Below are 23,030 nucleotides of genomic sequence, written 5' to 3'. Positions count from 1 at the left end.
CTATAGCGCCTCTTCTCTTCTGATAAAGCTTCTATAATAATTGTTTACGACTATAACCTCACCTTAGGTTCTAAGGCAACTACGCCAACAGACTTTTACGGCGCAATATGCTATCCAACAGCTTAATATCGTTCGGGCTGTTAAATATACGGTGCGGCAAATGCACGAACACAGGCACCTGGAAGTTTTTAGCTACCCAGCCTTTCCAGCCACTTGGCAACTGCTCAGCACTTGGCTGCTGTAGCCACAGCATGAAAGCATCCTCTGAATGGCCTGCTTTCTGAATCATGTCCCAAGTCAGGTTCATACCCTCACGCTCGTTGCGCTTCATCAAGATCTGACGCTGGTCTATCTCGTAGTAAAGGCGCTCAAACAAAGGGTTGCCTTGCTCTACCTGCGTTACTCCCATCACCTGGGCCGAACGCACCAGCACAAAAAGAAGCGTAACGACAACAGCCGCTACCACCCACCACCACGAGAAGCTAAATACAGCTGGCAGCAACAGTAGCACCAACGGAATAAGAGCGTACCACCAATCGCGGCTCCAAACTTGCTTCAGGGCCATGGTAGTATACATTTGCTTGTCAAGCTGATATTTTTTTGTTCGGATGGCCAGCGGATTAGCGCCTTGTCCCATCCTTTGCCCTCTTTGATTTGGTTGATGCATAACTAATTAAACTATCGAAACTCACTGCTCTGCTCGTTCACCACTACCAGCCTCTGGTTGCAGAACTGACACCAGAGGTACATAAAGTAACCTGAAGGCACTGCCTCCCTACAATTTCGAGCACAAAAGTAGTTAATATTTGGGTTTAAGCAATTAGCTATCTGCTAATAGTGTCCTGTAACAGACACATTTTTGCACCATTTGTAATCAGACCACCACAAACTATGGCTATGGGATGCAAAACACTATAGGCTGTTCTGCCTACTCTAGCACATTTATACCCTTACCATAATCAGTGTTAGATAATGCCTGGTGCTAATACGCTTTCAGGCTCAGGTCCAGGCTTCTGTTAGAGTGGGTGAGGGCACCCACCGAAATATAATCTACACCGCTTTCGGCTACCTCACGAATCGTAGCCTCTGTTATACCTCCCGAAGCCTCGGTTTCGTAACGGCCTCCAATAAGCTCCACAGCCTCACGCATCAGCTTAGGAGCCATATTATCGAGCATGATACGATGGATACCGCCAACTTCCAGCGCCTCACGCACCTCATCAAGCGAACGCGTTTCTACTTCTATTCTCAGGTCTTTACCTTTCTCTTCCAGGTAACGCTGTGTAGCTGTAATAGCCGCGCGTATGCCGCCAGCATAGTCCACATGGTTGTCTTTCAACATAATCATATCGAACAGGCCGTAGCGGTGGTTCTGACCGCCGCCAATCACGACAGCCCATTTCTCCATTATGCGGAAGTTTGGAGTTGTTTTGCGGGTATCGAGCAGCTTTGCGTTAGTGCCTTCTAACAGTTTGGCGAGGCTGCGGGTATAAGTGGCAATACCACTCATGCGCTGCATACAGTTCAGCACCAAACGCTCGGCCGTAAGTATAGACTGCGCCTTTCCTGATACAGTAAAAGCTATTTCGCCGTGTTTCACCTCAGTGCCATCCTGCAGTAGTATCTCTAGCTTTAGTGCTGGGTCTACAGCATTAAAAATATAGTCAGCCATTTCTACACCAGCCAGTATACCTTCGTCTTTAACCAACAGGCGTGCCTTGTTTTGGGCATCCGCAGGAATAGAGGCAAGTGAAGAATGGTCTCCGTCACCGATATCTTCGGCAAGGGCACGAGAAATAAACTCGCTTATACTTTGTTCGTTCAGGTATGTCGGTTTCACAGTACAAAAATAAAAAAAGGCTCGGAACTTAACCCGAGCCTCATTAAAATCTATTTATTTATCGCTTACTACTTTATAAATTCAATGGAATGCACCAAATAGCGGCCGCTCGACTCTTTTAAACGGATAAGAACGGTAAAGGTGCCATCCTCATGTGTATAGGTTCCTATTACATAAGATTTGCTTTTGGTATTGGAGTCTCCGTCGAAACCATAGGAAAAATCAGTTGCGGGATGCTTGCTGAAGAAGTTCTTCATCACAAACTCTGCCTGTGTGTTGCTATAGTCTGTTGGTTTTTCGTCTACAAAAGATATTCTTACCTTATTGTCGAAATGCCTTGCCAGTTCTTTCGAAGAACCTGTCCGCATTGCTGTTTTCACCTGATCTGTTACATTATCAGAAAATGAATTCTGCGCAATTGCCTGCCCTCCGCACAACCACACAAACACTATTAGCAAAGAAAATACAGCAGCAATGTGTTTGATTTCTTTCATAAAAAATACTTAAGTCTCGCCCTCCTTTAAGCTAAAACTGTGCCAATAGCTTTTCCTTTTTCAGATATAAAGTTAATAGTATTCTTTTAATATTTGCGCAGAATTTTCCTTTGTAGGCACCTTTATCATGCTTTATTTAGCGTACAAAACAAAAACCTACTTGCATAGCATTAAGCCATACCCAAAGACTTGCTTTAAAAGTTTATACTTATATTTGCATCATGGATAAAAAGGTTCTCTTAGTTATTCTGGATGGATGGGGCATCGCCACTAATCCAGAGGTGTCTGCCATACAAGCAGCCAATACACCGTTTATTGACTCTATTCTTCAAAATTACCCTGTTTCTAAGCTGGAGGCTTCTGGCGAGGCAGTAGGTTTGCCTGTAGGGCAAATGGGTAACTCTGAAGTAGGACACATGAACATTGGCGCAGGCCGTGTAGTATACCAGGATCTGGTACGTGTAAACAAAGCCATTTCTGAACATAAACTAGGCTCCATGCCAGCCCTGGCAGAGGCTTTTTCTATTGCCAAAGAAAACAATAAGCCTGTTCACTTCATCGGCTTGCTGTCTGATGGGGGTGTTCACTCTCATATAGATCACTTAAAGGCACTTTGCTCGGAAGCCGCAGATCAGGGCTTGTCTCAGGTTTACATACATGCCTTTACCGATGGTCGCGACACTGACCCTAAGGGAGGAGTGAAATACATAAACGAACTGGAGCAGCACCTGGAGAATACTACAGGTACCATTGCCACTGTTATAGGCCGCTACTATGCCATGGACCGCGACAACCGTTGGGAGCGTGTAAAACTGGCTTACGATGTAATGGTTCACGGCAAAGGCACTCCTTCGCAGAACATTATTAAGTCGATGCTGAACTCTTATAACGAGAATGTAACCGACGAATTTATCCAGCCGATTGTAAAGGTAAACGACCAGCAGGAGCCTATTGCTACTATAAAAGACGGCGATGTAGTTATTTGCTTTAACTTCCGTACAGACCGTGGCCGTGAAATTACGCAGGCACTAACCCAGCGCGATTTCCCTGAGCAGGATATGCACAAGCTAGACCTGCACTATATTACCATGACCAACTACGATGAGTCTTTCCTAAAAGTAAAGGCCATTTTTGAAAAAGATAACCTGAACAATACGCTTGGCGAGGTGCTAGCTAACGCTGGTAAAAAGCAAATCCGTATTGCCGAAACAGAAAAGTACCCACACGTAACGTTCTTCTTCTCTGGCGGCCGCGAGCAGCAGTTTGAAGGTGAGAAGCGCCTGCTTTGCCCATCGCCGAAAGTGGCCACTTACGACCTTCAGCCAGAAATGAGCGCTTACGATATCAGAAACGCCATTGTACCAGAGCTGAAAAACAAAACCGCCGACTACATTTGCCTGAACTTTGCCAACCCAGACATGGTAGGCCACACAGGTGTGTTTGAGGCTGCTGTTAAAGCTTGTGAGGTAGTAGATGAGTGTGCAAAAGATGTAATTACAGCTGCCCTTGAAAGCGACTACTATACTATAGTAATTGCAGACCACGGTAACGCTGACATGATGGTTAACCCAGACGGAACGCCAAACACAGCACACACTACTAACCTGGTGCCTTGCGTACTGGTAAGCAACGACTATAAAGGAACATTGAAAGACGGTAAACTAGGCGATATTGCACCTACTGTGCTTGACCTGATGGGCATTAGCCTGCCAGCAGAAATGACAGGTACTTCATTGCTAAACAAAGCATAATACTGTTGCTAAAGTATAAAAATATATTGTATGCATTTTTCTTGCTGGCTATAGCAGCCTGTGAGAGACCGACGCCGCCCGCCACTGGTGAGGCGGCGTTGGCTTACGATATCAATGGGTTTATTGCCCAGCAGGTTCAGCACTTAGAGGCCCAGAGCCCAACAGTACTTAAAACAGTACAAACAGAAGGTCAACCTGCTGAAACCATTAAAACAGATAGCGTAAACTGGGAAGAAGAACTAGCTGTTTTCCAGGAGGTGGATGTGAACAGACCCGCTGTGCAGGAGTTTTATACAGAGCAGAAAACACAGCTTTCCAACGGAAACACTTCTGTAAAGTACAATAGAGTGGAAGGAGCGGAGGCACCCGTTGCTTATCTGCACCTGATCCTCCGCCCAGACAACCAGATACAGCACCTGGAAGCTGTGCTACAGGACCAGAATCCTCTGTTTTATACCAAAAGAACACTAAGCCTCACCACCGACGCTAACACCACCCTGCAAAGTTATTCTATTGAGGGCGTACAGAAGCTTATTCTCAACGACTCTCTTCATTATAGCGTCTCTGCAAAACTGTAAAAATTCTTAGCTAAGCTACTGCTATATTTTGTGGTAAGATGCTATTTATCTGTATCTTGCGCACAAAAGCCCTGCTTGTAAGTTTCCATGGTGGGCTAAGCCATAGTAGTATGCGTTTCTATTTTTTATTTTTTCTGCTTACCTGTTGCCTACCTTGTTTTGGACAAGGAACAACCAACGCACAGCAACGGTCGTGTGGCTACAGTACCTATGTAGAAACGCTAAAGGAAAAGGATGCCACATTTGAGTTACGTCAGCAAAAGGTAGAGCAAGACGTTCAGCAGGCGCTACAGCAAAAGCCACAGGGCCAGTACCTGCAGCAGTCTACTGTTTTTGTGCCCGTTGTTTTTCATGTCGTTTATAGTACAGAAGAGGAGAACATATCTGATGAACAGATTTACTCGCAGTTACAGATACTAAACAGCGATTTTCGGCGCAAGAATGCTGATACCACTAACACTCCTGCTTATTTTAAAGAGTTTTCTGCTGATGCAGGAATAGAGTTCTGCCTTGCCAGCGTTGACCCAGAAGGCAACCCAACCAAAGGCATTACCCGCACCAAAACCACCAGAACGTCCTTTAGCATCGGTAGTGACAATGTTAAGTTTAGCCAGTCTGGAGGAGTAGATGGCTGGGACCCGGAACAGTATTTAAACATCTGGATATGCAGTATATCGAACCGTATACTCGGATATGCAACTCCACCTGGAGCATCCGCAGCTTACGATGGTGTTGTGTTGCTTTACTCTGCTGTAGGAGCCTATCCTGCCAACCCTTTTGCTTCTCAATACAACCTGGGACGCACTGCCACGCATGAAGTAGGCCATTGGCTAGGCTTGAACCATATCTGGGGCAACGGTAACACTTGTTCAGACTCCGATGGCATAGACGACACACCTAATCAGTTGGGAGAAAACTACCAATGCCCAAGCAGTATAACAGTATCCTGCGACGATAGCCCCTACGGTGATATGTACCAGAACTACATGGACTACACCGACGATGCCTGCATGAATCTTTTCACGAAAGGCCAGGCAGCTTATATGCAGGCAGTGCTGGAAACAAAACGTGCTTCTATACTTAACTCTATTGTGTGCGATGGCATTATCAGAGCTAACTTTAAGCTAACCAACGCGCAAGATACACTTGCCATAGCAGGCAACACCGTTAATTTCACAGATGAGTCTGATGGTGTAAGAGCCAACTCCTGGCTTTGGGAATTTGAAGGAGCTTCTCCAGCTACCTCTACGGCTCAGAACCCAAGCGTGGTATATACTACTCCAGGTAAGTATCGTGTAAAACTAACTATCTCTAACAGCTACCAAACCAGCACAGAAGTAAAAGAGCAACTGGTGCATGTAACCGTGAATGAGTTGATGATCTATCCGAACCCTGCACATGATGTGCTTACCATTGAGCAGCCAGCCAGAATATATGTACGGCAAGTGGAGCTAGTAAACAGCCTAGGGCAAACCGTACTTAGCGAGCAGGTGAAAGACCGTGTACTGAAGCTGGATGTCAGAAGCTTACCTCCTGGCATGTATATCCTACGCCTAAAGAGCACAGATGCCACAACAATCAGAAAAATAATGATCACCAAATAGGCTTTCAAAGCTGCCTCAAGTCATCGTTGCTACCTACATACCTGGAGCTAAACAGAGGCCTGGTTCTCTTATAATACAACTCAATGCGCGCTGCACAAACAACGAGCTTACTGCCCCTGTAGCGTCACGACAACTGTACGCTTCGAGGCATAATCGCGGTGCTCACACAGGTAAACACCTTGCCAGGTGCCTAAGTTAAACCTTCCGTTTGTAATAGGCATGGTAACGGAGTTTCCTAAAATAGCAGCTTTAAGGTGAGCAGGCATATCATCAGAGCCCTCCAGTGTGTGGCGATAATAAGATTGATTTTCGGGCACCATATGGTTAAAATGGCTTTCAAAGTCCTGGCGCACCGTAGGGTCTGCATCCTCATTTATAGTTAAACTAGCCGATGTATGCTTGATGAATACATGTGCCAGTCCTACTTCTATATCCTCCAGTTCAGGCAACTGCGCCTCCAGCAAATCTGTTATTAAATGGAAGCCTCGCTTAACGGCTGGCAATCGTATCTCTTTCTGATACCACTTCATAGTATAGGCTATTGGGAAAAATGGTTTTAAGTGAAGTTTACGGGTAGGAAGTTAAAAGTTTAAAAGTAAGAGTTAAAAGTTGCTCTACTTAAGCAGCTGTTCTAACCTTTAATCAGCTTTACCTGCTTACACAGTATGCATGGACCTAACCTTTGCAATTTTACCCTTATCGCTTTATCGAAATCAAGAAAGCGAACAACAATTGACGGGGAACGGATAACGAAATCAGTCTATCGTTCTTTCAAAGGCACCCATATCAGGTTTGGTAGTGCTTCTGGTTTTGCCCTTAAAATCTATGGTAACTGTTGGTAAAGGCTTGGCGGCATTGCTGGCAGGGGAAAGGGTGTCTAAGCTAAAGTCCAGCTTGCCTGGCGCTTTAAACATAGGAGAAGTATTCAAAACATTCCCGTTGGCGCTAAAGCGGTCCTTGTAACGCTCGGTGCGCAATAAGTTATTCTCCACCTCCACTAGGCCTTCACCTATCTCTATCATTATCTCATCCCGTACGCTCTCGCTGTAGACAATCGAGTTGAGGAGCCTTAGGTTGGTTGGCTTGCCCTCTGCTCCTTCAGATTGCAGGTAACCAGTAACTACAAAGGCCGCAGAAGAACGTAGTGCTCTGTTATTATAGTTAACAATGGTAGAGTAAAGCACCTCATAGTTACCGCCGCCCCGTCCCCCAAAGCTATACCCGCCACAGTTGTATATAAGCGTGTTCACCAACCTTACATCTGCATCAGAAGCCATAATACCGCCATCAAAGGCATACTTTATAAAGCACCCTTCCACTAAATTACGGCTTTGGCCTGTGTTGTTTATGTATAAGGCGGTTCTGGCATTGCTGATATCGGTATACTTGATGCTGTTGTTTCCATTTTGCCCTAGCAGCCTTATTCCATGCCATTGCCCAGGAGCCGTAGCATATTCGGGCTCATGCCGATAGCCACTAAAAGATACCCGCTCGTCTGGCGTGCCTTCTACCGTTATGTTACCGTTTACAAGTAAAACCGCTTTATTAGCTGCGTATATACGTGCTCCTTTCTGTATGGTAAGCGTAGCACCTGGCTGCACCTGCACGGTATCGAGTAAAACGTAGGGCTTATCATTTGTCCAGGTGGTGGTGCCGAGAGAGCTTTTGCGGTAAAACACAGCATTCTGACCGTAGGCCACAAGTTTTACATCCTGCTGCTGCCCATTTGTGTTAAAAATAATAGAATCAGCTACAAGAAAAGGAAGGTCCTCATCTGAAGGATTAATCTGCACCTTTACCAATATGTACAGGCTATCCTGCCCCCTCAGCTCCAGATTGCTTACTACTGGTCCCTCAACCCCATTAACTGTTAGTTGATAAGGTGAACTAGCGGCACCAGCCAATGAAATGCTGTTGATCTTAACGGCTTTTCTATTTGAGTTATATACCTTCAGCCGCTTCGTGACGCTGCCTTGCTGCACAAACACGGTATCAAACAGCACGGTATCTGTAGAGAACTCCAGCACCGCACTGGCGTCAGTGGTGAGCACCTCATCGTTAGGTTCGCAGCCAAGCAAAGATAACAGCAGGAGCAGGGGCAATATGAGAAGCAGGTACTTCAAATTAATATTAAGCGATTTAGAAAAAGCGTATACTTGATGATTTTTGGTTGGCCTACTATTAGTGCTCGATAATAACTATTCCTAAACGGTTAGAGTTTCTTTGGTGTTAATTAGCTGCATTTAGCGACGTAATAACGTTATACTTCTTATACTCTTTTATTCTAGGATCGAAGTATTCTTGCTCTGTATAGTTTAGCCTTACTTTCTTTTTCAGCAGTTTTTTATAGCCATCTGCCAGATTAACATCAGACAGGAAAAAGTTTAACCAGAAGAAGTTATTTGTTTTACCTGTCGCATCTTTCAAGGTAAAAACAACAAACTGCTGATCAGTTACGCTTACAATCTCTCCTACAAAAGAACTCTCTACACTTATAGCTTTCTTATCCTCCTCCAGCATAGTTGTAAGGGCAATAAAGGCATTCGGGCACTGCGTAGCAATACGCACTCCCATTACTTTGCCAAGTTCTTCGCCTTGCTCATCAATACGACTCAGCTCAATGTTGTAATCTCTCTTTATCTGCTTTTCATAAGGCTTTGCAGCATACATAGTCCTAATCTTATTTCAAGATTTTTTGTTTCATTGTTGGCCACAAGGTTATCTATGCAAGCACAAGAGTTTTCGGCAATAGCATCCATATAGTCCTGAGAGAAGGCGCTAAGAGAAGCTGAAAACAGAAACAAGCTGGTGATAAGGGCGACACGGGTAAAGCTTTTCATTTTAGATAGGTAATATATCAATAGCCGAATGTAAGGACATTCTGGCAATTGTGTAACAAAAAAATAGGAGTGCAGCTTCAGCTTTTACAGCCTCACTGCACTCCTACATTATCTATCTCTTTTGACTATACCTATTCTGCCGCAGCACCTTCTTTCAAGCGCTCAGCGTTTTCGGCGATTCTCAGTTGCTCTACAAAATCTTCTATACCACCATCCATCACGTTTGGAAGGTTATAAACAGTATACCCGATGCGGTGGTCTGTAACACGGCCTTGCGGATAGTTGTACGTGCGGATTTTATCAGAACGGTCGCCGCTACCTACCATTGTTTTACGTTGCGCACCTTCAGCCTCATTCTTCTTAGCCAGCTCTATCTCGTAAATACGAGAACGTAATACTGCCAAGGCTTTGTCGAAGTTCTTCAGCTGCGACTTCTGGTCCTGGCACTGCGCCACAATACCTGTAGGAATGTGCGTTAAACGAACAGCAGAATATGTAGTGTTTACTGACTGACCACCAGGACCAGATGACATAAATAAGTCTTTGCGTATATCATTCATATCCAGCTCTACATCCAGTTCCTCCACCTCTGGCAGCACTACCACCGAGGCAACCGAAGTATGGATACGACCTTGCGTTTCAGTGGCTGGTACACGTTGCACACGGTGCACACCTGACTCAAACTTAAGTTTACCATACACATCTTCGCCAGACATGTTCACAATAATTTCTTTATAGCCACCAGAAGTACCCTCTGTCGCGTCAATCAATTCCATGCGCCAGCCCATGCGCTCAGCAAAACGGCTGTACATACGGTATAAGTCACCTGCAAAAATAGAAGCCTCATCGCCACCTGCACCTGCACGAATTTCCATAATGATGTCTTTGCTATCATTCGGGTCTTTCGGGATTAGGAGCTCTTTCAGTAGCTCTTCCATCTCCTCACGCTGCGGAAGCAACCCATCCAGTTCTTCCTTGGCCATCTCACGAAAATCTTCATCTTTTTCGGTAGCGATAACCTGCTTCGCGTTTTCGATGTTGCTCAGTATGTTCAGATATTTTTTATATTCTACAACAATCTTGTTAAGATCTTTGTACTCTTTATTCAGCGACTTATACTTCTTCATGTCGCTGGCCACGTCAGGCTGGATAAGCAACTGGCTTACCTCTTCAAAACGCTCATTAATGGCTTCTAATTTATCTAACATTGTTCCGCTATGGTTTTAAAGTGCGAAGATACTAAATTGGAGCTTAGTTTCTTTAATACAAATTTGGCTAAAAAGATGTTCAAATGCCTTAATATCTTCGCTTTTATAAAATTGCGGCAGCATGTGTAGCTCTAGGCCACGAAGTAAAGCAGACTAAGGGAGGCAAAAGCAAAGCGCGTAGTCCAAATCTATATACTGTAGGCAACCCAATTACAGGTGATTCTACAATAACTATTCAGGCAGTAGCTGGTTAAGAATGCTCAGCAAGCACAAAAGAAAAAAGAAATAGAAACACAAACAACTAAAAAGAAAGCTGTAACAATAGCTTCAATTCATAAAACATGAAGAAAGCTACATATTTAGGTATGAAACTTTTACCTTTGTAGCTAGTATGAATAAAGTATACTTTATTAGATGTTAAAACTTAAAAACAGATACTATGCCTGTTATTAAAGCAACAGATACCGATTTTTCGAATATATTAGGCGCTAACCAGAAAGTGGTAGTGAAATACTACGCTGACTGGTGTGGAAACTGCCGCCTTTTTTCGCCAAAGTTCAAGCGCCTGTCTGACGACGAGCAATTTACAGATGTAGCCTTCGTAGACGTAAACGCAGAGAACAGTCCTGAGGCACGTAAGTTGGCTGGCGTAACTAACCTGCCTTTCTTTGCTGTGTTCAAAGGAGGCCAGTTAGTAGATACCGTTGCAGCGAGCAAAGAAGAAGCTGTAAGAGATTTGATCCACAAACTTGATGCGTAAACTATAATGAAGATACCAGCTATAAAAAAACTAGTAGAAGCTCATTCTCTAGAAACCCTTATGGCAGCTGAGGCTGCCATTGTAGATGAGCAACCAGTAGCTATTGAGGTGGAAGGTGATGACGAAGGAGAGCAGCTAACACACGTATTAGCTGCCGTTTGGATTCTGAACCACATGGAAGACAATGGTACCGACTTTAAGACCGCTTTGCGAGAGTATACCAAGAAGGTGCGTGTCTCTATTAGCTAACTAACTCTTAACATATATAAAAGCAAAGGCCTGATGATTATCTTCATCAGGCCTTTGCTTTTATAAGTCGTTCTTTGAAAAGTATTCTTCTGCCAACCGGCCGCCGCTATCTGTACAAATGCCGCGAATGTAATATAGAAAAGTGCTCCGAAACACTTCTGGTAGGGAATAACGGTTTGGAGAAAACACAGCTGGATTTAATACCATCCGCACCTGCTCCAACATGATTTTAGTAACCAACTGTATGTTGATGTCCCTCCTGAACTGGTTTTGCAGAATACCTCTATTTATTATTTCTGAAATCTGGTGATAGGAATAGCTGTCTAAATGATCGAGTTTAAGCTGCCATGCTTCAGGGTAGTGCTGCTGCAGATCAATATAATATTTAAAGTTAATTTTTTGCGTCCTTTCAATTCCGTCTTTCAGAAGATACATAATCTCCTCTACAGGGCTGTTGGCTTTTGCCAAGTTTACACGGTGTTCTTCCTCATTTAGCTTAACCTCATGCTCCACTACCTGCTTTACCATATCTAGCCTGTCTTTGAAGAGCTCGTTATAAGTCGAGGCACTCATATTCAACCTGCTTACAATGTCTTCCTCAGAGTGAGCCTCTATACCCTCTTTGTGAAATAGTTGGAGAAGATCCCCTAATATGGTTTCTAGATATGTCATTTAGTATGAAACAGCCTTATGTACCTTTACCTGATATAGCCTACAAATTACGCTAAAGCTACGTAAAAGTATATCTTTTCATGACCATTTACCTACAAAAGGCTTAAAATTAAAAGTTTATGCAATCATAAAAAGCTAAAAAGGCTCATAAAAGAAAAACTATATCAGGTACACAAGCGGGGACAGTCTGTGTATCTTGTAGATTGGTAAAACATGAAAAAGGACCTGCAATAGGGCTGCTAATAAACAAGATTACTGCCTAACGCTTGCCCTCAAAACCTATTGTATGAAACAGAACTAGTATAAAAGCACCACCCACAGCTTATAGTTCTGTGTGGCAGGCTCGGTTTTAGGAATGACTTATTTTTGTAGAGAGTGGCACAAGTTCTCCTACAATTTTAGCAGATAACAAACATAATGGAATACCGCCACCAGGATGCACACTTCCGCCACAGAAGTATAAGCCTTTCAGCTTCGAGCTAAAGTTCGGATGCCGCAGGAAAGCTGCCATTCTATTGTTAGAGCTACTACCATACAAAGCGCCAGCATAAGAAGAGGTGCGCTGCTCGATAAGAAGAGGGTCCAGCACCTGCTCTTGCTCAATTAAAGAGGCTATATCAGTGTGCAGCATCTTACTCAGCTTATTCAGTACGGCTTGTCGTGTCTCAGCTTTCAGCTTTTCCCAATCCTGCCCCTCATTGTGCGGCACATTTACCATCACAAACCAATTCTCACACCCTGCTGGCGCATCCTCTGCCGATAACTTAGAGGTGATGTTCACGTAAACCGTAGGATCGGGACTAATAGTTTTATGCTGAAAGATGTGCTCAAACTCATTTTTGTAGTCTTGGCTAAAGAAGATATTGTGCAGGTGCAGCTCAGGAAATTCTTTTTTAATGCCCCAGTAATAAATTAAGGCTGAACTAGAGCGCGGCTGCTGCAATGTTTTTTCTGGTGCAGACTGATTAGGTAGTAGCCTGCGGTACGTAGGCACCACATCCATATTGCTTACCACCACATCTGCCTGATATGTCTCTTTTATAGTTCGGACACCTGTTATTTTGTTGCCAGCTGTGGTAATCTGCTCTACCTTCTCGTTATATCGGAACTGCACGCCTAGCTCCTCCGCCAGCTTTACCAAACTAGCAGCTATGGCATAAATACCGCCCTCAGGGTAAAATGCTCCAATGTTGTGCTCCAGGTGCGGAATCAGGTTGAGCGTGCCAGGTGCCTGGTAAGGATCGGAGCCATTGTAGGTGGCAAAGCGGTCGAGCAGCTGCACAAAGCGTGTGTCTGAAAATAGTGCGCTGTTGGCTTCGTGCATGGTGGTGGTAAGGCCAAGGTCGGAAAGGCAACTGAGCGCCTTCAGCACATCGGTACTTAAATAGGTACCAGCCTTGTGCAACGACTTGTGCAGAAAAGTATCTGCGGTGCCGTTGTAAAGCCTACTGCTCTTTGCCAGCACCTGCTGTACGTCTTGTTTCGGCACATCTAACTGTTGCTCTACCTCTTGTGCAAACGCAGTAGCATCAGCATAGGCTTTTACTTGGCTGCCATCAGGCCAGAAGTAATGCGTAACAGGGTCTAATCTAGTATAGGTAAAATAATCGGAGGGGGTGCGGCCTGCCAGCGTAAAAAGCTCGTCTACAAGGTGTGGCAGCGTGAACAGCGATGGCCCAGCATCGAACCTATAGTTACCCAGCCAAAACTCCTGCATTTTACCGCCAAAAGTGTCATTTGCCTCAAAAACGGTAACATCATAACCTTTCACAGCCAAACGAATAGCTGCTGCTATGCCTCCTATTCCTGAACCTATAACGGCTGCCTTTGCCATTTTACACTTAACCTGTTTATGTTTCTCCTGCACTAAACTAGAGTGAGGGGGTAAAGGTTTTGCAACAAATGTTATTAATTAGAATCCCTCAGGCCGAATACTTTCCTGTAAATTGGCTTCCGCATACTAAACTGAGACAGCATCAGCGGGTAAAGCAGCAGGTCCAGTACTTTGTTGCCAGTGCTATAGTTAATTATATCGTGAATAGTAGCACCATTACCATTCTTTGTAATGAGGTGCTTGTGCCGCCATTGGCGCAGGGGAGAAGGTACTTCCTGGCCTTCATCTATAAAATAAGCTTCCGTAGCTGTTATATTTCGTTCTGTAATCAAACTTGTCCAGCGGTGGCAGGAAAGGCCTGTCTGCAGCTCCAGTGCCACCACATCTCCTGGCTCACTTCCATCAAAACGCAGCAGCTTCGTTTTGGGGTAAGGCGGAGACAACTTCCGAAATAGTTGCTCATCAAAAGCATGAAATACTTTAAGATAATCTTGCTGCACATTTGTCTGGAGATGAAGCTGCATGGGTTTAGCCTTTAAATATAATACGATTAAGTATTTCCGAAAGCTCAGCTCTAGCCAAAGGAATTTATATGTTAACACACTCCTAAACCTATTGTTATACCGCTGCAACAAAAAAGCCGCTGCATTTCTGCAACGGCTTTCTAATAGATTTCATCATCAAGAAAACAACTAATCTTAACTCAATAAGTTGTCGATATCTTCTTTTGTAAGGCTCTTAATGATAGTTTCGTCGGTGCTGATAAGCTCTGTCACCAGCTGTATTTTGCGGCTTTGCAGGGCCAGTATCTTTTCTTCTACAGAGTCTTTGGTGATGAACTTATAGGTGAACACCGTGTTCTGCTGCCCAATACGGTGCGCACGGTCTACAGCCTGAGCTTCTACAGCTGGGTTCCACCATGGGTCAAGTATAAACACGTAGTCGGCAGCCGTTAAATTGAGACCTACGCCACCTGCTTTTAATGAGATCAGGAAAATCTGCACCTGCTCATCCTCCTGAAAACGCTCTACCTGCTGCTGGCGGTTTTTTGTATTGCCATCCAGATACGCATAGGTAATGCCACGCTCATTTAAAGCAGCACGTATAATCTCCAAATGCTTTACAAACTGACTGAACACTAATACTTTGTGTCCTTTCCCAACAATGTTCTTCGTCATTCGCAGCACCTCTTTCAGTTTGCCAGACTCTCCTTCGTAACCAGCATCGGTCATCAGCGGGTGGTTGGCAATTTGGCGGAGCTTTACTAGGCCCTGCAAAAGCATAAACTGTGTATTGCCTGCGCTACCGTTTTCCTCCAGGCTCTTGAGTATCTTGTTGCGGTAGTAAGACTTTGTTTCTTCGTAGGCATGCTCTTGCTCCTCTGTCATATTGCAGTAGGTGGTATGCTCTATTTTTTCGGGTAGCTCCCGTGCCACCTGCGATTTATGCCTGCGCAAAATAAATGGCTTAATAAGCGCATGTAGCCTGCGTGTTTTCTGCTCATCTTTTGACTTCTCGATTGGCTTCAAGAACTCTTTGCGGAAGAACTGCTTATTGCCCAGCAAACCAGGATTTATGAAAGACATCTGCGACCATAGGTCCATCGTGCTATTCTCTACAGGTGTACCTGTCAAGATAAGGCGGTGGCGCGACTTAAGCGATCGTACAGAGCGAGAGGTGTTAGAGTCGGGGTTTTTAATAGCCTGCGACTCATCCAGTATGATGTAGTCGAAGTAGTATGATTTTAGCAGTTCAGCATCTAAGCGTACAATACCATAGGAGGTAAGCACCACATCATAATTAACGAACTGCTCTACGTTTTTATCGCGGTAGGTGCCCGTATAAACTAATATGCGTAGGTTTGGCGTAAACTTTTGAGCTTCGTTTTGCCAGTTGTAAATGAGCGACGTTGGCATTACCAGCAGCGATGCGGCTTCTGCTCCGTTTTCTTTTCGGTGCTGTAGCATTGCCAGCGTCTGCACGGTTTTCCCCAAGCCCATGTCATCAGCAAGGCAGCCCCCGAACTTATAATCCTGCACAAAATGCAGCCAGTTATAACCTGCCTTCTGGTAAGGGCGCAACTCACCTTTAAAGCCACTAGGCAATGGGTGATCCTGAATCTCTTCAAAATCGCGCAGCTTCTCCAACTTGCGGCTCATGGTAACAGTAGCCAGGTTACCATTTTGAAGGTCATTTACGAGCGCCATATGGTGCTTTCTCAGCGTAAGGTTGTGCTCTCCCTCCGAAAAAGCAAACAGCTCAATGTACTGTGTAAACCACTCTTCAGGTATAATCGCTATTTGTCCGTTTGGTAGCTTAAACTCATTGTTCTTCGTCAGAATATGTGTTTTCAGCTTTATAAACGGAATTTCAAACTCTCCGAACCGAACGATACCATGTATATCGAACCAGTCGTTGTTTTCAGAAATTCCTACCTCTACAGAAACCTCACCTATAAAGTAGTTTTTGCCGTTCTTTTCTGTCTGCTGTACGCTAAAACCTAGCTTCTCCAAATCCTGCACATGGCTATTCAGCCATGCAAACGCAGTACTTTTATCTAGAACAGCCTTCCCGTTTTTTACCTCTAGGGCTCGCTTCGACAGCTCTTTTACAAACTCCTTCTCATGGCTTATATCACGTATCAGGCGATGAAACACATACGACTCATCCGTCTTCTCCACGCTCACGCTTACACGCTTCGCCTCTTCTGTCTGCACTACATGGTCACCGTACTTAAAGGCAAGCTCAAACAGAATCTTCTCTGATGCTGCTTTTTCTGCTTTCGTCTCGGTTCTTCCGCTTAGTTGCAGCACAGGTACCTCTGTCGCCTTCACCTCCGAAAAAGAAAGGTAGGGACTCGGGCTAAATCGTTCAGACTTTATATCGAAGCCTTTGGCATATACATCGAAGGATTCTACCAGCGGCGCTACAAACTTTTTGAAGTAATTCTCCTCTACCGAGCGGGGTATAACTATAAACTTCTTGTTCAGGAAAGGCTGTAGCTTTTTACCGTCTATAGCTTTCTCAAAGCTATAAATGGTATCGTTCAGCATTAACCAGGCTGGCTCGTAGCAAACAAGGGTAGCGTTCTGGTACTGAAAGTCCAGTTTGACGCCTGCGTATTTTATAGTTGGGAAATAATGGGTATTGTCGTCATTGCGCCTGAAGTGGAAAAGCACAGTAGCTTTCTCTGGAGCAAGTGTTATCTGCTTCCAGGTTGGCTCACCGTCTTTGCCCATGATAAAGGTCATCTTGTTTTGCAACAAGCTCAGGATCTTATCCATCCGCACCTGTATGTAGTGTGCTATGGCTTCCTGGAGTGTTTTATCTCCTCGTTCAGCATCGTATACTTTCAGGAAGAAATCGGCAGGAGAAACTCGTTTCGGGGAGAACTTCTTCAGCACCGCATCCTGCTGGATCTGATCTATCAAAGTGATCAGTTTAAAGTCTTCTGTATCGAGGCGCGACGCAAATTCATCAGCATTCTTTGCCGAAATATTCTGATGTTGCAACGTAAGCTGGCCCTTGGTATTTACCTGCACCACAAAGGACTCAAACAAGTAGCCCAGATACTCGTGCTCAAATAACGAGTATACCACCTGAAAAGGCTGCGTGGTGTATACTTTCATGCCAGTTACATTTTTTGGACACCAAATTTAATTGTAAAACAGCTAATATCCTATCTTAAATTTCCATGAAATTGATAAACAATAGTTCATTTTAAGAGATATTCAGCAGCCTCTCCACCCACCACTATTTATGGCCGTAATACATTTATAAGAAGAAGAGGCAATAATTAAATTAGGAGTGAGTTGAACTAGAGGTTATCTGTTACAGACATGGCGGCAGCTCTTTGTGCAGGCCTGATGGATACTAAAATGGTAATGACTACGATGGCTAAACCTGTTAACGCAAAATCTCTGACCTCCATTTTAACAGGGTAGGAGTCTACCACCGAAGTGGCCATACCCATCGACACCAGCCCGAATGTCTGTTGCAAATTGCAAACCAACATACCCAGCGACAGACCATAAGCTGCGCCTATAAATGCCACTAAAGCTCCTTCTAGCAAGAAAATATTACGGATGGTAGTAGCCGTTGCTCCCATAGAGGCTAGTATAGCAATATCTTTTTTCTTATCGATAACTAGCATAGAAAGCGAGAAGAAGATATTAAGAGAGGCAATAAGCAAAATAAAGGCAAAAGTAATGAACACAAAAAGCTTCTCTACCTTCACCGCTCTTAACAAGCTTGTATGTTGCTCATCGCTGTTCAGTACATTAAAATTTTCGCCTAGCAACTGCTGCAGCGAGCGCTTTACATCTGCTACTCTAAACCCATCTGCTACCTTAATCTCAAGGGCTGTGCGGCGGCGACCATACTCTAAAAGCTCTGCTGCAAAATTTAGCGGCACAAACACATAGGCATCGTCATATTGGCGCTCGATGGCAAATACACCGCCAGGCAATATGTTCTGCTGATTAAACGCCCCCTCAGGGTTAAGCGGGTTAAAAGGCGTATTGCGAGGGTACAGAAACTGTAATGGAATAAAGCTATTATTAGGCCTTATAGAGAGTTGGTACTGTATGCCGCGCCCTACGAGCGCATGGTAATCATCATCTTTTATAAGCTGGCTGTGCCCCTCTACCACCGAAGAGTCGATCTCGTTCTGCTGAAAGAAATTTTCGCTAACGCCTTTTATCTTCACCACCATCTGCCGGTCGTTGTAGCGCAGCAGGGCATTATCCTCTATCACCTCCGATACTACCGCTATGCCTGGCATGCGCCGGATGCGGTTCATAAATTCTGTGTCTGTCTCAAACGACTTGCCCTCCACAGAACTTATTTTCAGATCAGGGTCGAAGCTGCTGTAAATCTCGCGGATAAGGTCTTCCAGGCCGTTAAATACCGACAGCACAATAATAAGCGCCATCGTGCCTACGGCAACGCCTATCATAGCAATGTTAGATATAATACTAATGATGCTCCTCTTCTTTCTAGAGAAAAAATATCGCTTCGCTATCAGAAAAGGTACATTCATTTATTTTCGTTGATCGTTGTCCGTTTATCGCTTACGAAGCAACTACTGCAATTATTGTATTTAGGTTTATCGTATACACAACTCGTAGACCAGAATTATTCTGCCGTAACTCGAAAGTTACTTCCATGCTTTTACGATCAAGCCTGTACCTGAAGCCTGCTTGTTGTTTACATCCATCCAGTTCAGCACCAGGCTAATCGGGAATGTGAGGAGGTAATAGAACGGCAGCAGTATAAAAAAAGCTTTCGAGGCATTTAGCATTAGCAGCGGGTATTTCATAGACAAGCGCCACGATATTTGCCCTGGCTTTCCATAAGAGTATCGTGCCTCAGTTTTTCTGAAACCTGCTATACGTAGCTTATCCTGAATTTCCTGTATGTTGTAGCCGTCTCTTACGTGTTCTTCTATAAAAGAGGCTTCGCTATCGCCATGCACATCGGAGCCGCCTTGGTCGGAAGGAGTAGAGATAACCAGCATACCACCTGAACGCAAAGAAGCATAAATGTTCTTAAACACTTCCACATCTTCCAGTATATGCTCCATCACATCTACCGACAGTGCCAGATCGTAGGTGTTTGGCTGCCTAAACTGCACCAGGTCTTCAATCTTGAAGAGTACATTGTGCCTGTTAATAGCCCTGAAGAACTTATTGTTATCTGAAACCTGCTCTTCTTTTACATCAACAGCTAAAATATTCCACTTGCTACTCATGCTGGAGAGGTAGTACGTGTACTGCCCAAAACCAGCACCCGCATCCAGAATGCACTGTTCTTTATCTTTTCTGTTAGCGGCCCAGGCACGAAGCTCTTTGTGCACGTGCCACGAGCGAAGCAGTAACAGGTCTAACAGGTTAAAGAAAACTTGGCGCAGAAAAGGCGTCTTGTTGAACATATCGCCCAACACACGCTTTATCGGATCATACTGCATAAGGGTGAAGCAAAGCTTTATCTGTCGGTATAAGTATCGTCCTCTGCATCGTCATCCTCACTCTCTTCAGGAGCGGGAGGAATCTCGAGGTTCTCAAACAGTTTGTCCATGCGTGAGGCGTATTCTGCGGTATCATCCAGGTGAAACACCAGCTCAGGTATAACGCGAACCTGGCTTTTAATGCGTTGCGCCAGCAAATGGCGTATTGTTTTGGTATTCACGCGTACCTCCTGCAACAACTCTTCGTTGTTATTAGCCATCATCACGCTTAGGTACACACGTGCCAGCCCAAGGTCGGGCGACACACGCACTACGCTAATTGATATATAAGCCCCTCCGAACAAGTGCGGCACCTCTCTCTGAAAGATCTCCGCCAACTCCTTCTGAATAAGGCGCGAAAATTTCTGTTGTCTTTTACTTTCCATATGAAGATGCAAATATCATATTAATTTTGCATTTTTACCCCTAAAGCGCCTACTCATTTCGCATAGGCAGGTGTTTAGTTCTTTAACTCCTTCTTTCCTTGATTCGTTACTTCCGAAGCATATTACCTTCCCGACTTATCTTGCTGGTATTGCTGTACCTTGCGCTACGGCTACCGCTTATCTTCTTTGGTTTTCCTACTACAGCGCCAGAACTGTTATATATGCTGATAGGCGAACGCATGGCAGACGGCTTTGAGATGTACCATGACATTTACGATAACACGGCTCCACTCTCAGCTATGTTTTACTGGCTGATTGATTTGGTTGTAGGCCGTTCTGTAGTTGTTTACAGAGTAGTGGCTACTGTTTTGCTCTTGATACAATGTTTGGTATTGAACAGCACTTTTAACAGGCACAATGTTTACGGAAGCCAAAACTACCTGCCTGCGCTACTGTATTTGCTTTTAGGCAGTATCACGTTTGAGTTCGATATGCTTACGCCGTTGCTTATTGGCAACACGTTTGTGATCATGTCGCTGCCGTACTTTTTAACGCTATCGCGGGAAGGATTAGATAGCCACAGGCTATTTGTGGGTGGTTTTATGTTGGGCTTAGCTGCTTTAAGTTATTTGCCGCTAGCGCTTTTCCTGCTGATGGGCTTGTTTGCCGTTATACTTTTTGCCTCCAACTCCTTCCGCAGTTTTTTGCTAACGCTGTGCGGTTTTCTGTTTCCGTATGCTGTGCTCATGACCTACTACATGTATGTCGGTTCTCAGCAGTTTTTCCTGGACCTACATCTCCTGCGTCCCTGGAGGTTTAACATCAACTTTTTACTCCCTCCTGATGACTTGGCTATTCTTTTGGCGGCACCTGCGCTGGTTTTGCTTTTGGGGCTACTTAGTGCCGCCTCGCTTCCGCAACGCCTGGTTTTCCAGGTAAAGTTTCAGCAACTTATGTGGGTTTGGCTTATCGTAAGCCTGGTGGTTATCTTTACAAGAGAGGAAGTATCTGCAGGCACCTTTGTGATGGCTTTACCTGCCGTTGCTTATTTCAGCGAGTATATTTTTACTTCTTCCAGAAAAGCATGGATTTTGAATACCCTGTTTTTGCTTATAGTAGCCAGTGTTGTTCTTTTACGCTATCGAGATCCGCTTAAAATTGATGGCCTTATAGCGTTAGAGGAGTCTGCTTTACTCTTACCACAGGCTCCTGCCACACCAGCAAATGCTACCGTGCTTGTTTTAGGCAACGACAGAAGCTACTATATCCAAAATAAACTGGCTACGCCTTACCTAAACTGGCGCTTATCCCAAAGGCACTTCGCCCAGCTCAACAATTATGAAGCCGTGCATGCCATTTACCTCAACTTTATACAGGAAAAGCCTACTTATATTATTGACAAAGCAGGCATGATGCAGGAGTTGCAGTATAAGCTGCCTGGCATTTTTGAGTTGTATAGCCCAACAGCTACACCAGGCGTGTTTAAATTAAAATAAAATTGCCGCTTAGCAGGCGGCAATTTTATTTACTCTGTTTTGGTGGCGACCACCTTCGAATTCTGTTTCCAGGAAAACCCGTAGCATTTCTTTTGCAACTTCTTCTGATACAAAGCGCGCAGGAATACAAAGCACGTTTGCATTGTTGTGGCTGCGGGCAAGTGCTGCTATTTCAGGCTGCCAGCATAGTGCTGCGCGTACTCCCTGGTGCTTGTTTGCCGTTATAGCAACACCGTTACCGCTTCCGCAAATCAGTACACCTAAATCTGCCTCTTTGTTCACCACTGCCTTTGCCAGCGGATGCACATGATCAGGGTAATCTACAGACGCATCAGAATCGGGGCCAAAGTCCTGTATGGTATGACCAAGTTCTTCCAACACTGTTTTCAGCATAGCCTTATAAGTAAAGCCAGCATGGTCTCCTCCTATAGCAATTTTGTTAGCCATTATATTGTATTGTTTTCGTTCAATCTCTTTAAATCTGCATTTCTGATAGACCTGGAAACACTGATACTTACTTCGTAGAGCAATGTTAGCGGGAGCGCAATGAGTATTTGGCTTATTACGTCTGGCGGCGTTATAATAGCCGAAATTACAAGTATAACCACAATGGCATGTCGCCTGTACAACTTCATTAACTCAGGCGATAAGATACCTGCCTTTGTAAAGAAGTAAACTATAACAGGCATCTCAAACATAAACGCACAAGACAGGCACAACGTTGTGAGCGTAGAGATGTACGAAGACAGGTCAAACTCATTTAAGATTGTAGGGTCGACCTGGTAGCCTGCCAAAAAGTTGATGGAAATAGGGGAGACTACATAATAGCCAAACAGTAGCCCCATTATAAACAACACAGACACAAAGAAAACAGCCCCACGCGAGTTCTTTCTTTCCTCTGGGTACAAGCCAGGGCTTACAAAGCGCCAAATTTCCCAGAAAGCATACGGAAAAGCACAGGCCAGACCAAGTATGGCAGACACCAGCAGGTGCATGGCAAACTGCCCACTCATTTGGCGGCTTTGTATTGTAAAGCCCATGTCAGTTATACAAAGCGCCGTAGAACCCATTCGCTCGCCTAACTCACACATCAGCCTATAGCTAAGAAAATCAGTGCGCGACGGAGCTAAAATAATATCGTGGAACACAAAGCCCTTCGCTAGAAAGGCTATCGTTCCGAATACAAATATAGAACCCAGGGCTCTGATGAGATGCCATCGCAGTTCCTCGAGATGATCTATAAAGGTCATCTCCTCCTGTGGCTCTTGTTCTCCTATGCGTGGTTGGTCCATCAAAGTGGGCAGTTACAGA

The 23,030-nt window shown here is 44.6% G+C and carries 22 protein-coding genes; 6 read left to right on the top strand and 16 right to left on the bottom strand.

Annotation, left to right across the window (positions count from 1 at the left end):
• Positions 1–79 precede the first annotated feature (79 nt).
• From LN893_RS01170 to LN893_RS01160, 3 genes are all read right to left on the bottom strand, one after another.
• Complete coding sequence (locus LN893_RS01170) at positions 80–667, bottom strand: hypothetical protein (RefSeq protein WP_229967459.1); 588 nt, start codon at positions 665–667, stop codon at positions 80–82.
• Between the two features lie 315 nt (positions 668–982).
• Positions 983–1,840 carry a carboxylating nicotinate-nucleotide diphosphorylase gene (gene nadC, locus LN893_RS01165; protein WP_229967457.1) on the bottom strand — a complete coding sequence of 286 codons (858 nt, stop codon included), beginning with the start codon at positions 1,838–1,840 and terminating at the stop codon, positions 983–985.
• A gap of 68 nt (positions 1,841–1,908) precedes the next feature.
• Positions 1,909–2,334 (bottom strand): DUF4783 domain-containing protein, encoded by a 426-nt coding sequence (locus LN893_RS01160; RefSeq protein ID WP_229967455.1) that lies wholly within the window; start codon positions 2,332–2,334, stop codon positions 1,909–1,911.
• A 221-nt stretch (positions 2,335–2,555) separates the two neighbouring features.
• Between LN893_RS01160 and gpmI the strand changes: the two genes are divergently transcribed.
• From gpmI to LN893_RS01145, 3 genes are all read left to right on the top strand, one after another.
• Positions 2,556–4,085, top strand: coding sequence for a 2,3-bisphosphoglycerate-independent phosphoglycerate mutase (gene gpmI, locus LN893_RS01155; RefSeq protein WP_229967453.1), 1,530 nt, complete (start codon positions 2,556–2,558; stop codon positions 4,083–4,085).
• A gap of 5 nt (positions 4,086–4,090) precedes the next feature.
• Positions 4,091–4,663, top strand: coding sequence for a hypothetical protein (locus LN893_RS01150; RefSeq protein ID WP_229967451.1), 573 nt, complete (start codon positions 4,091–4,093; stop codon positions 4,661–4,663).
• Between the two features lie 110 nt (positions 4,664–4,773).
• A complete protein-coding gene (locus LN893_RS01145) occupies positions 4,774–6,267 on the top strand; it encodes a M43 family zinc metalloprotease (protein WP_229967450.1) in 1,494 nt (497 codons plus the stop codon).
• Between the two features lie 107 nt (positions 6,268–6,374).
• On the opposite strand, the gene LN893_RS01140 is transcribed toward LN893_RS01145, so the two are convergent.
• The 4 genes from LN893_RS01140 to prfA form a co-directional block, all read right to left on the bottom strand.
• Positions 6,375–6,797 carry a secondary thiamine-phosphate synthase enzyme YjbQ gene (locus LN893_RS01140; protein ID WP_229967449.1) on the bottom strand — a complete coding sequence of 141 codons (423 nt, stop codon included), beginning with the start codon at positions 6,795–6,797 and terminating at the stop codon, positions 6,375–6,377.
• Between the two features lie 225 nt (positions 6,798–7,022).
• Complete coding sequence (locus LN893_RS01135; protein ID WP_229967448.1) at positions 7,023–8,390, bottom strand: beta-helix domain-containing protein; 1,368 nt, start codon at positions 8,388–8,390, stop codon at positions 7,023–7,025.
• A gap of 106 nt (positions 8,391–8,496) precedes the next feature.
• A complete protein-coding gene (locus LN893_RS01130; RefSeq protein WP_229967447.1) occupies positions 8,497–8,937 on the bottom strand; it encodes a hypothetical protein in 441 nt (146 codons plus the stop codon).
• 301 nt (positions 8,938–9,238) lie between these two features.
• On the bottom strand, positions 9,239–10,315 hold the full coding sequence (gene prfA, locus LN893_RS01125) for a peptide chain release factor 1 (protein ID WP_229967446.1): 1,077 nt from the start codon (positions 10,313–10,315) through the stop codon (positions 9,239–9,241).
• Positions 10,316–10,754: 439 nt separating this feature from the next.
• On the opposite strand from prfA, the gene LN893_RS01120 reads away from it, so the two are divergent.
• Both LN893_RS01120 and LN893_RS01115 read left to right on the top strand, forming a co-directional pair.
• On the top strand, positions 10,755–11,075 hold the full coding sequence (locus tag LN893_RS01120; RefSeq protein ID WP_229967445.1) for a thioredoxin family protein: 321 nt from the start codon (positions 10,755–10,757) through the stop codon (positions 11,073–11,075).
• Positions 11,076–11,081: 6 nt separating this feature from the next.
• Positions 11,082–11,324, top strand: a complete 243-nt coding sequence (locus LN893_RS01115; protein WP_229967444.1) for a DUF6952 family protein — start codon at positions 11,082–11,084, stop codon at positions 11,322–11,324.
• Positions 11,325–11,384: 60 nt separating this feature from the next.
• On the opposite strand, the gene LN893_RS01110 is transcribed toward LN893_RS01115, so the two are convergent.
• The 7 genes from LN893_RS01110 to rbfA form a co-directional block, all read right to left on the bottom strand.
• Positions 11,385–11,996 (bottom strand): TetR/AcrR family transcriptional regulator, encoded by a 612-nt coding sequence (locus LN893_RS01110; RefSeq protein ID WP_229967442.1) that lies wholly within the window; start codon positions 11,994–11,996, stop codon positions 11,385–11,387.
• Positions 11,997–12,345: 349 nt separating this feature from the next.
• Entirely contained in the window at positions 12,346–13,830 is a 1,485-nt protein-coding gene (crtD, locus tag LN893_RS01105) for a 1-hydroxycarotenoid 3,4-desaturase CrtD (protein ID WP_229967440.1), read from the bottom strand.
• A gap of 74 nt (positions 13,831–13,904) precedes the next feature.
• Positions 13,905–14,354: an SRPBCC family protein gene (locus LN893_RS01100; RefSeq protein ID WP_229967438.1), complete on the bottom strand. Its 450-nt coding sequence runs from the start codon at positions 14,352–14,354 to the stop codon at positions 13,905–13,907.
• Between the two features lie 174 nt (positions 14,355–14,528).
• On the bottom strand, positions 14,529–17,459 hold the full coding sequence (locus LN893_RS01095; protein WP_229967436.1) for a DEAD/DEAH box helicase: 2,931 nt from the start codon (positions 17,457–17,459) through the stop codon (positions 14,529–14,531).
• Between the two features lie 188 nt (positions 17,460–17,647).
• Positions 17,648–18,871, bottom strand: coding sequence for an ABC transporter permease (locus LN893_RS01090; RefSeq protein ID WP_229967434.1), 1,224 nt, complete (start codon positions 18,869–18,871; stop codon positions 17,648–17,650).
• Between the two features lie 117 nt (positions 18,872–18,988).
• Positions 18,989–19,798 carry a class I SAM-dependent methyltransferase gene (locus tag LN893_RS01085; protein WP_229967432.1) on the bottom strand — a complete coding sequence of 270 codons (810 nt, stop codon included), beginning with the start codon at positions 19,796–19,798 and terminating at the stop codon, positions 18,989–18,991.
• A gap of 17 nt (positions 19,799–19,815) precedes the next feature.
• A complete protein-coding gene (gene rbfA, locus LN893_RS01080; protein ID WP_229967430.1) occupies positions 19,816–20,223 on the bottom strand; it encodes a 30S ribosome-binding factor RbfA in 408 nt (135 codons plus the stop codon).
• 98 nt (positions 20,224–20,321) lie between these two features.
• On the opposite strand from rbfA, the gene LN893_RS01075 reads away from it, so the two are divergent.
• Positions 20,322–21,719, top strand: a complete 1,398-nt coding sequence (locus LN893_RS01075) for a hypothetical protein (protein WP_229967428.1) — start codon at positions 20,322–20,324, stop codon at positions 21,717–21,719.
• A 9-nt stretch (positions 21,720–21,728) separates the two neighbouring features.
• Here LN893_RS01075 and rpiB read toward each other — a convergent pair whose 3' ends face one another.
• Together rpiB and tatC are read right to left on the bottom strand one after the other, a co-directional pair.
• Positions 21,729–22,166, bottom strand: coding sequence for a ribose 5-phosphate isomerase B (gene rpiB, locus LN893_RS01070; RefSeq protein WP_229967426.1), 438 nt, complete (start codon positions 22,164–22,166; stop codon positions 21,729–21,731).
• Complete coding sequence (tatC, locus tag LN893_RS01065) at positions 22,166–23,011, bottom strand: twin-arginine translocase subunit TatC (RefSeq protein WP_229967424.1); 846 nt, start codon at positions 23,009–23,011, stop codon at positions 22,166–22,168. The genes rpiB and tatC overlap by 1 nt, the downstream gene beginning before the upstream one ends.
• Positions 23,012–23,030: the final 19 nt, after the last annotated feature.

It is taken from the genome of Pontibacter harenae, from assembly GCF_020907245.1.
GTDB lineage: Bacteria > Bacteroidota > Bacteroidia > Cytophagales > Hymenobacteraceae > Pontibacter > Pontibacter harenae.
Note: the sequence above shows the minus strand (reverse complement) of the source record. Positions and strands in the feature narration are given on the sequence as shown.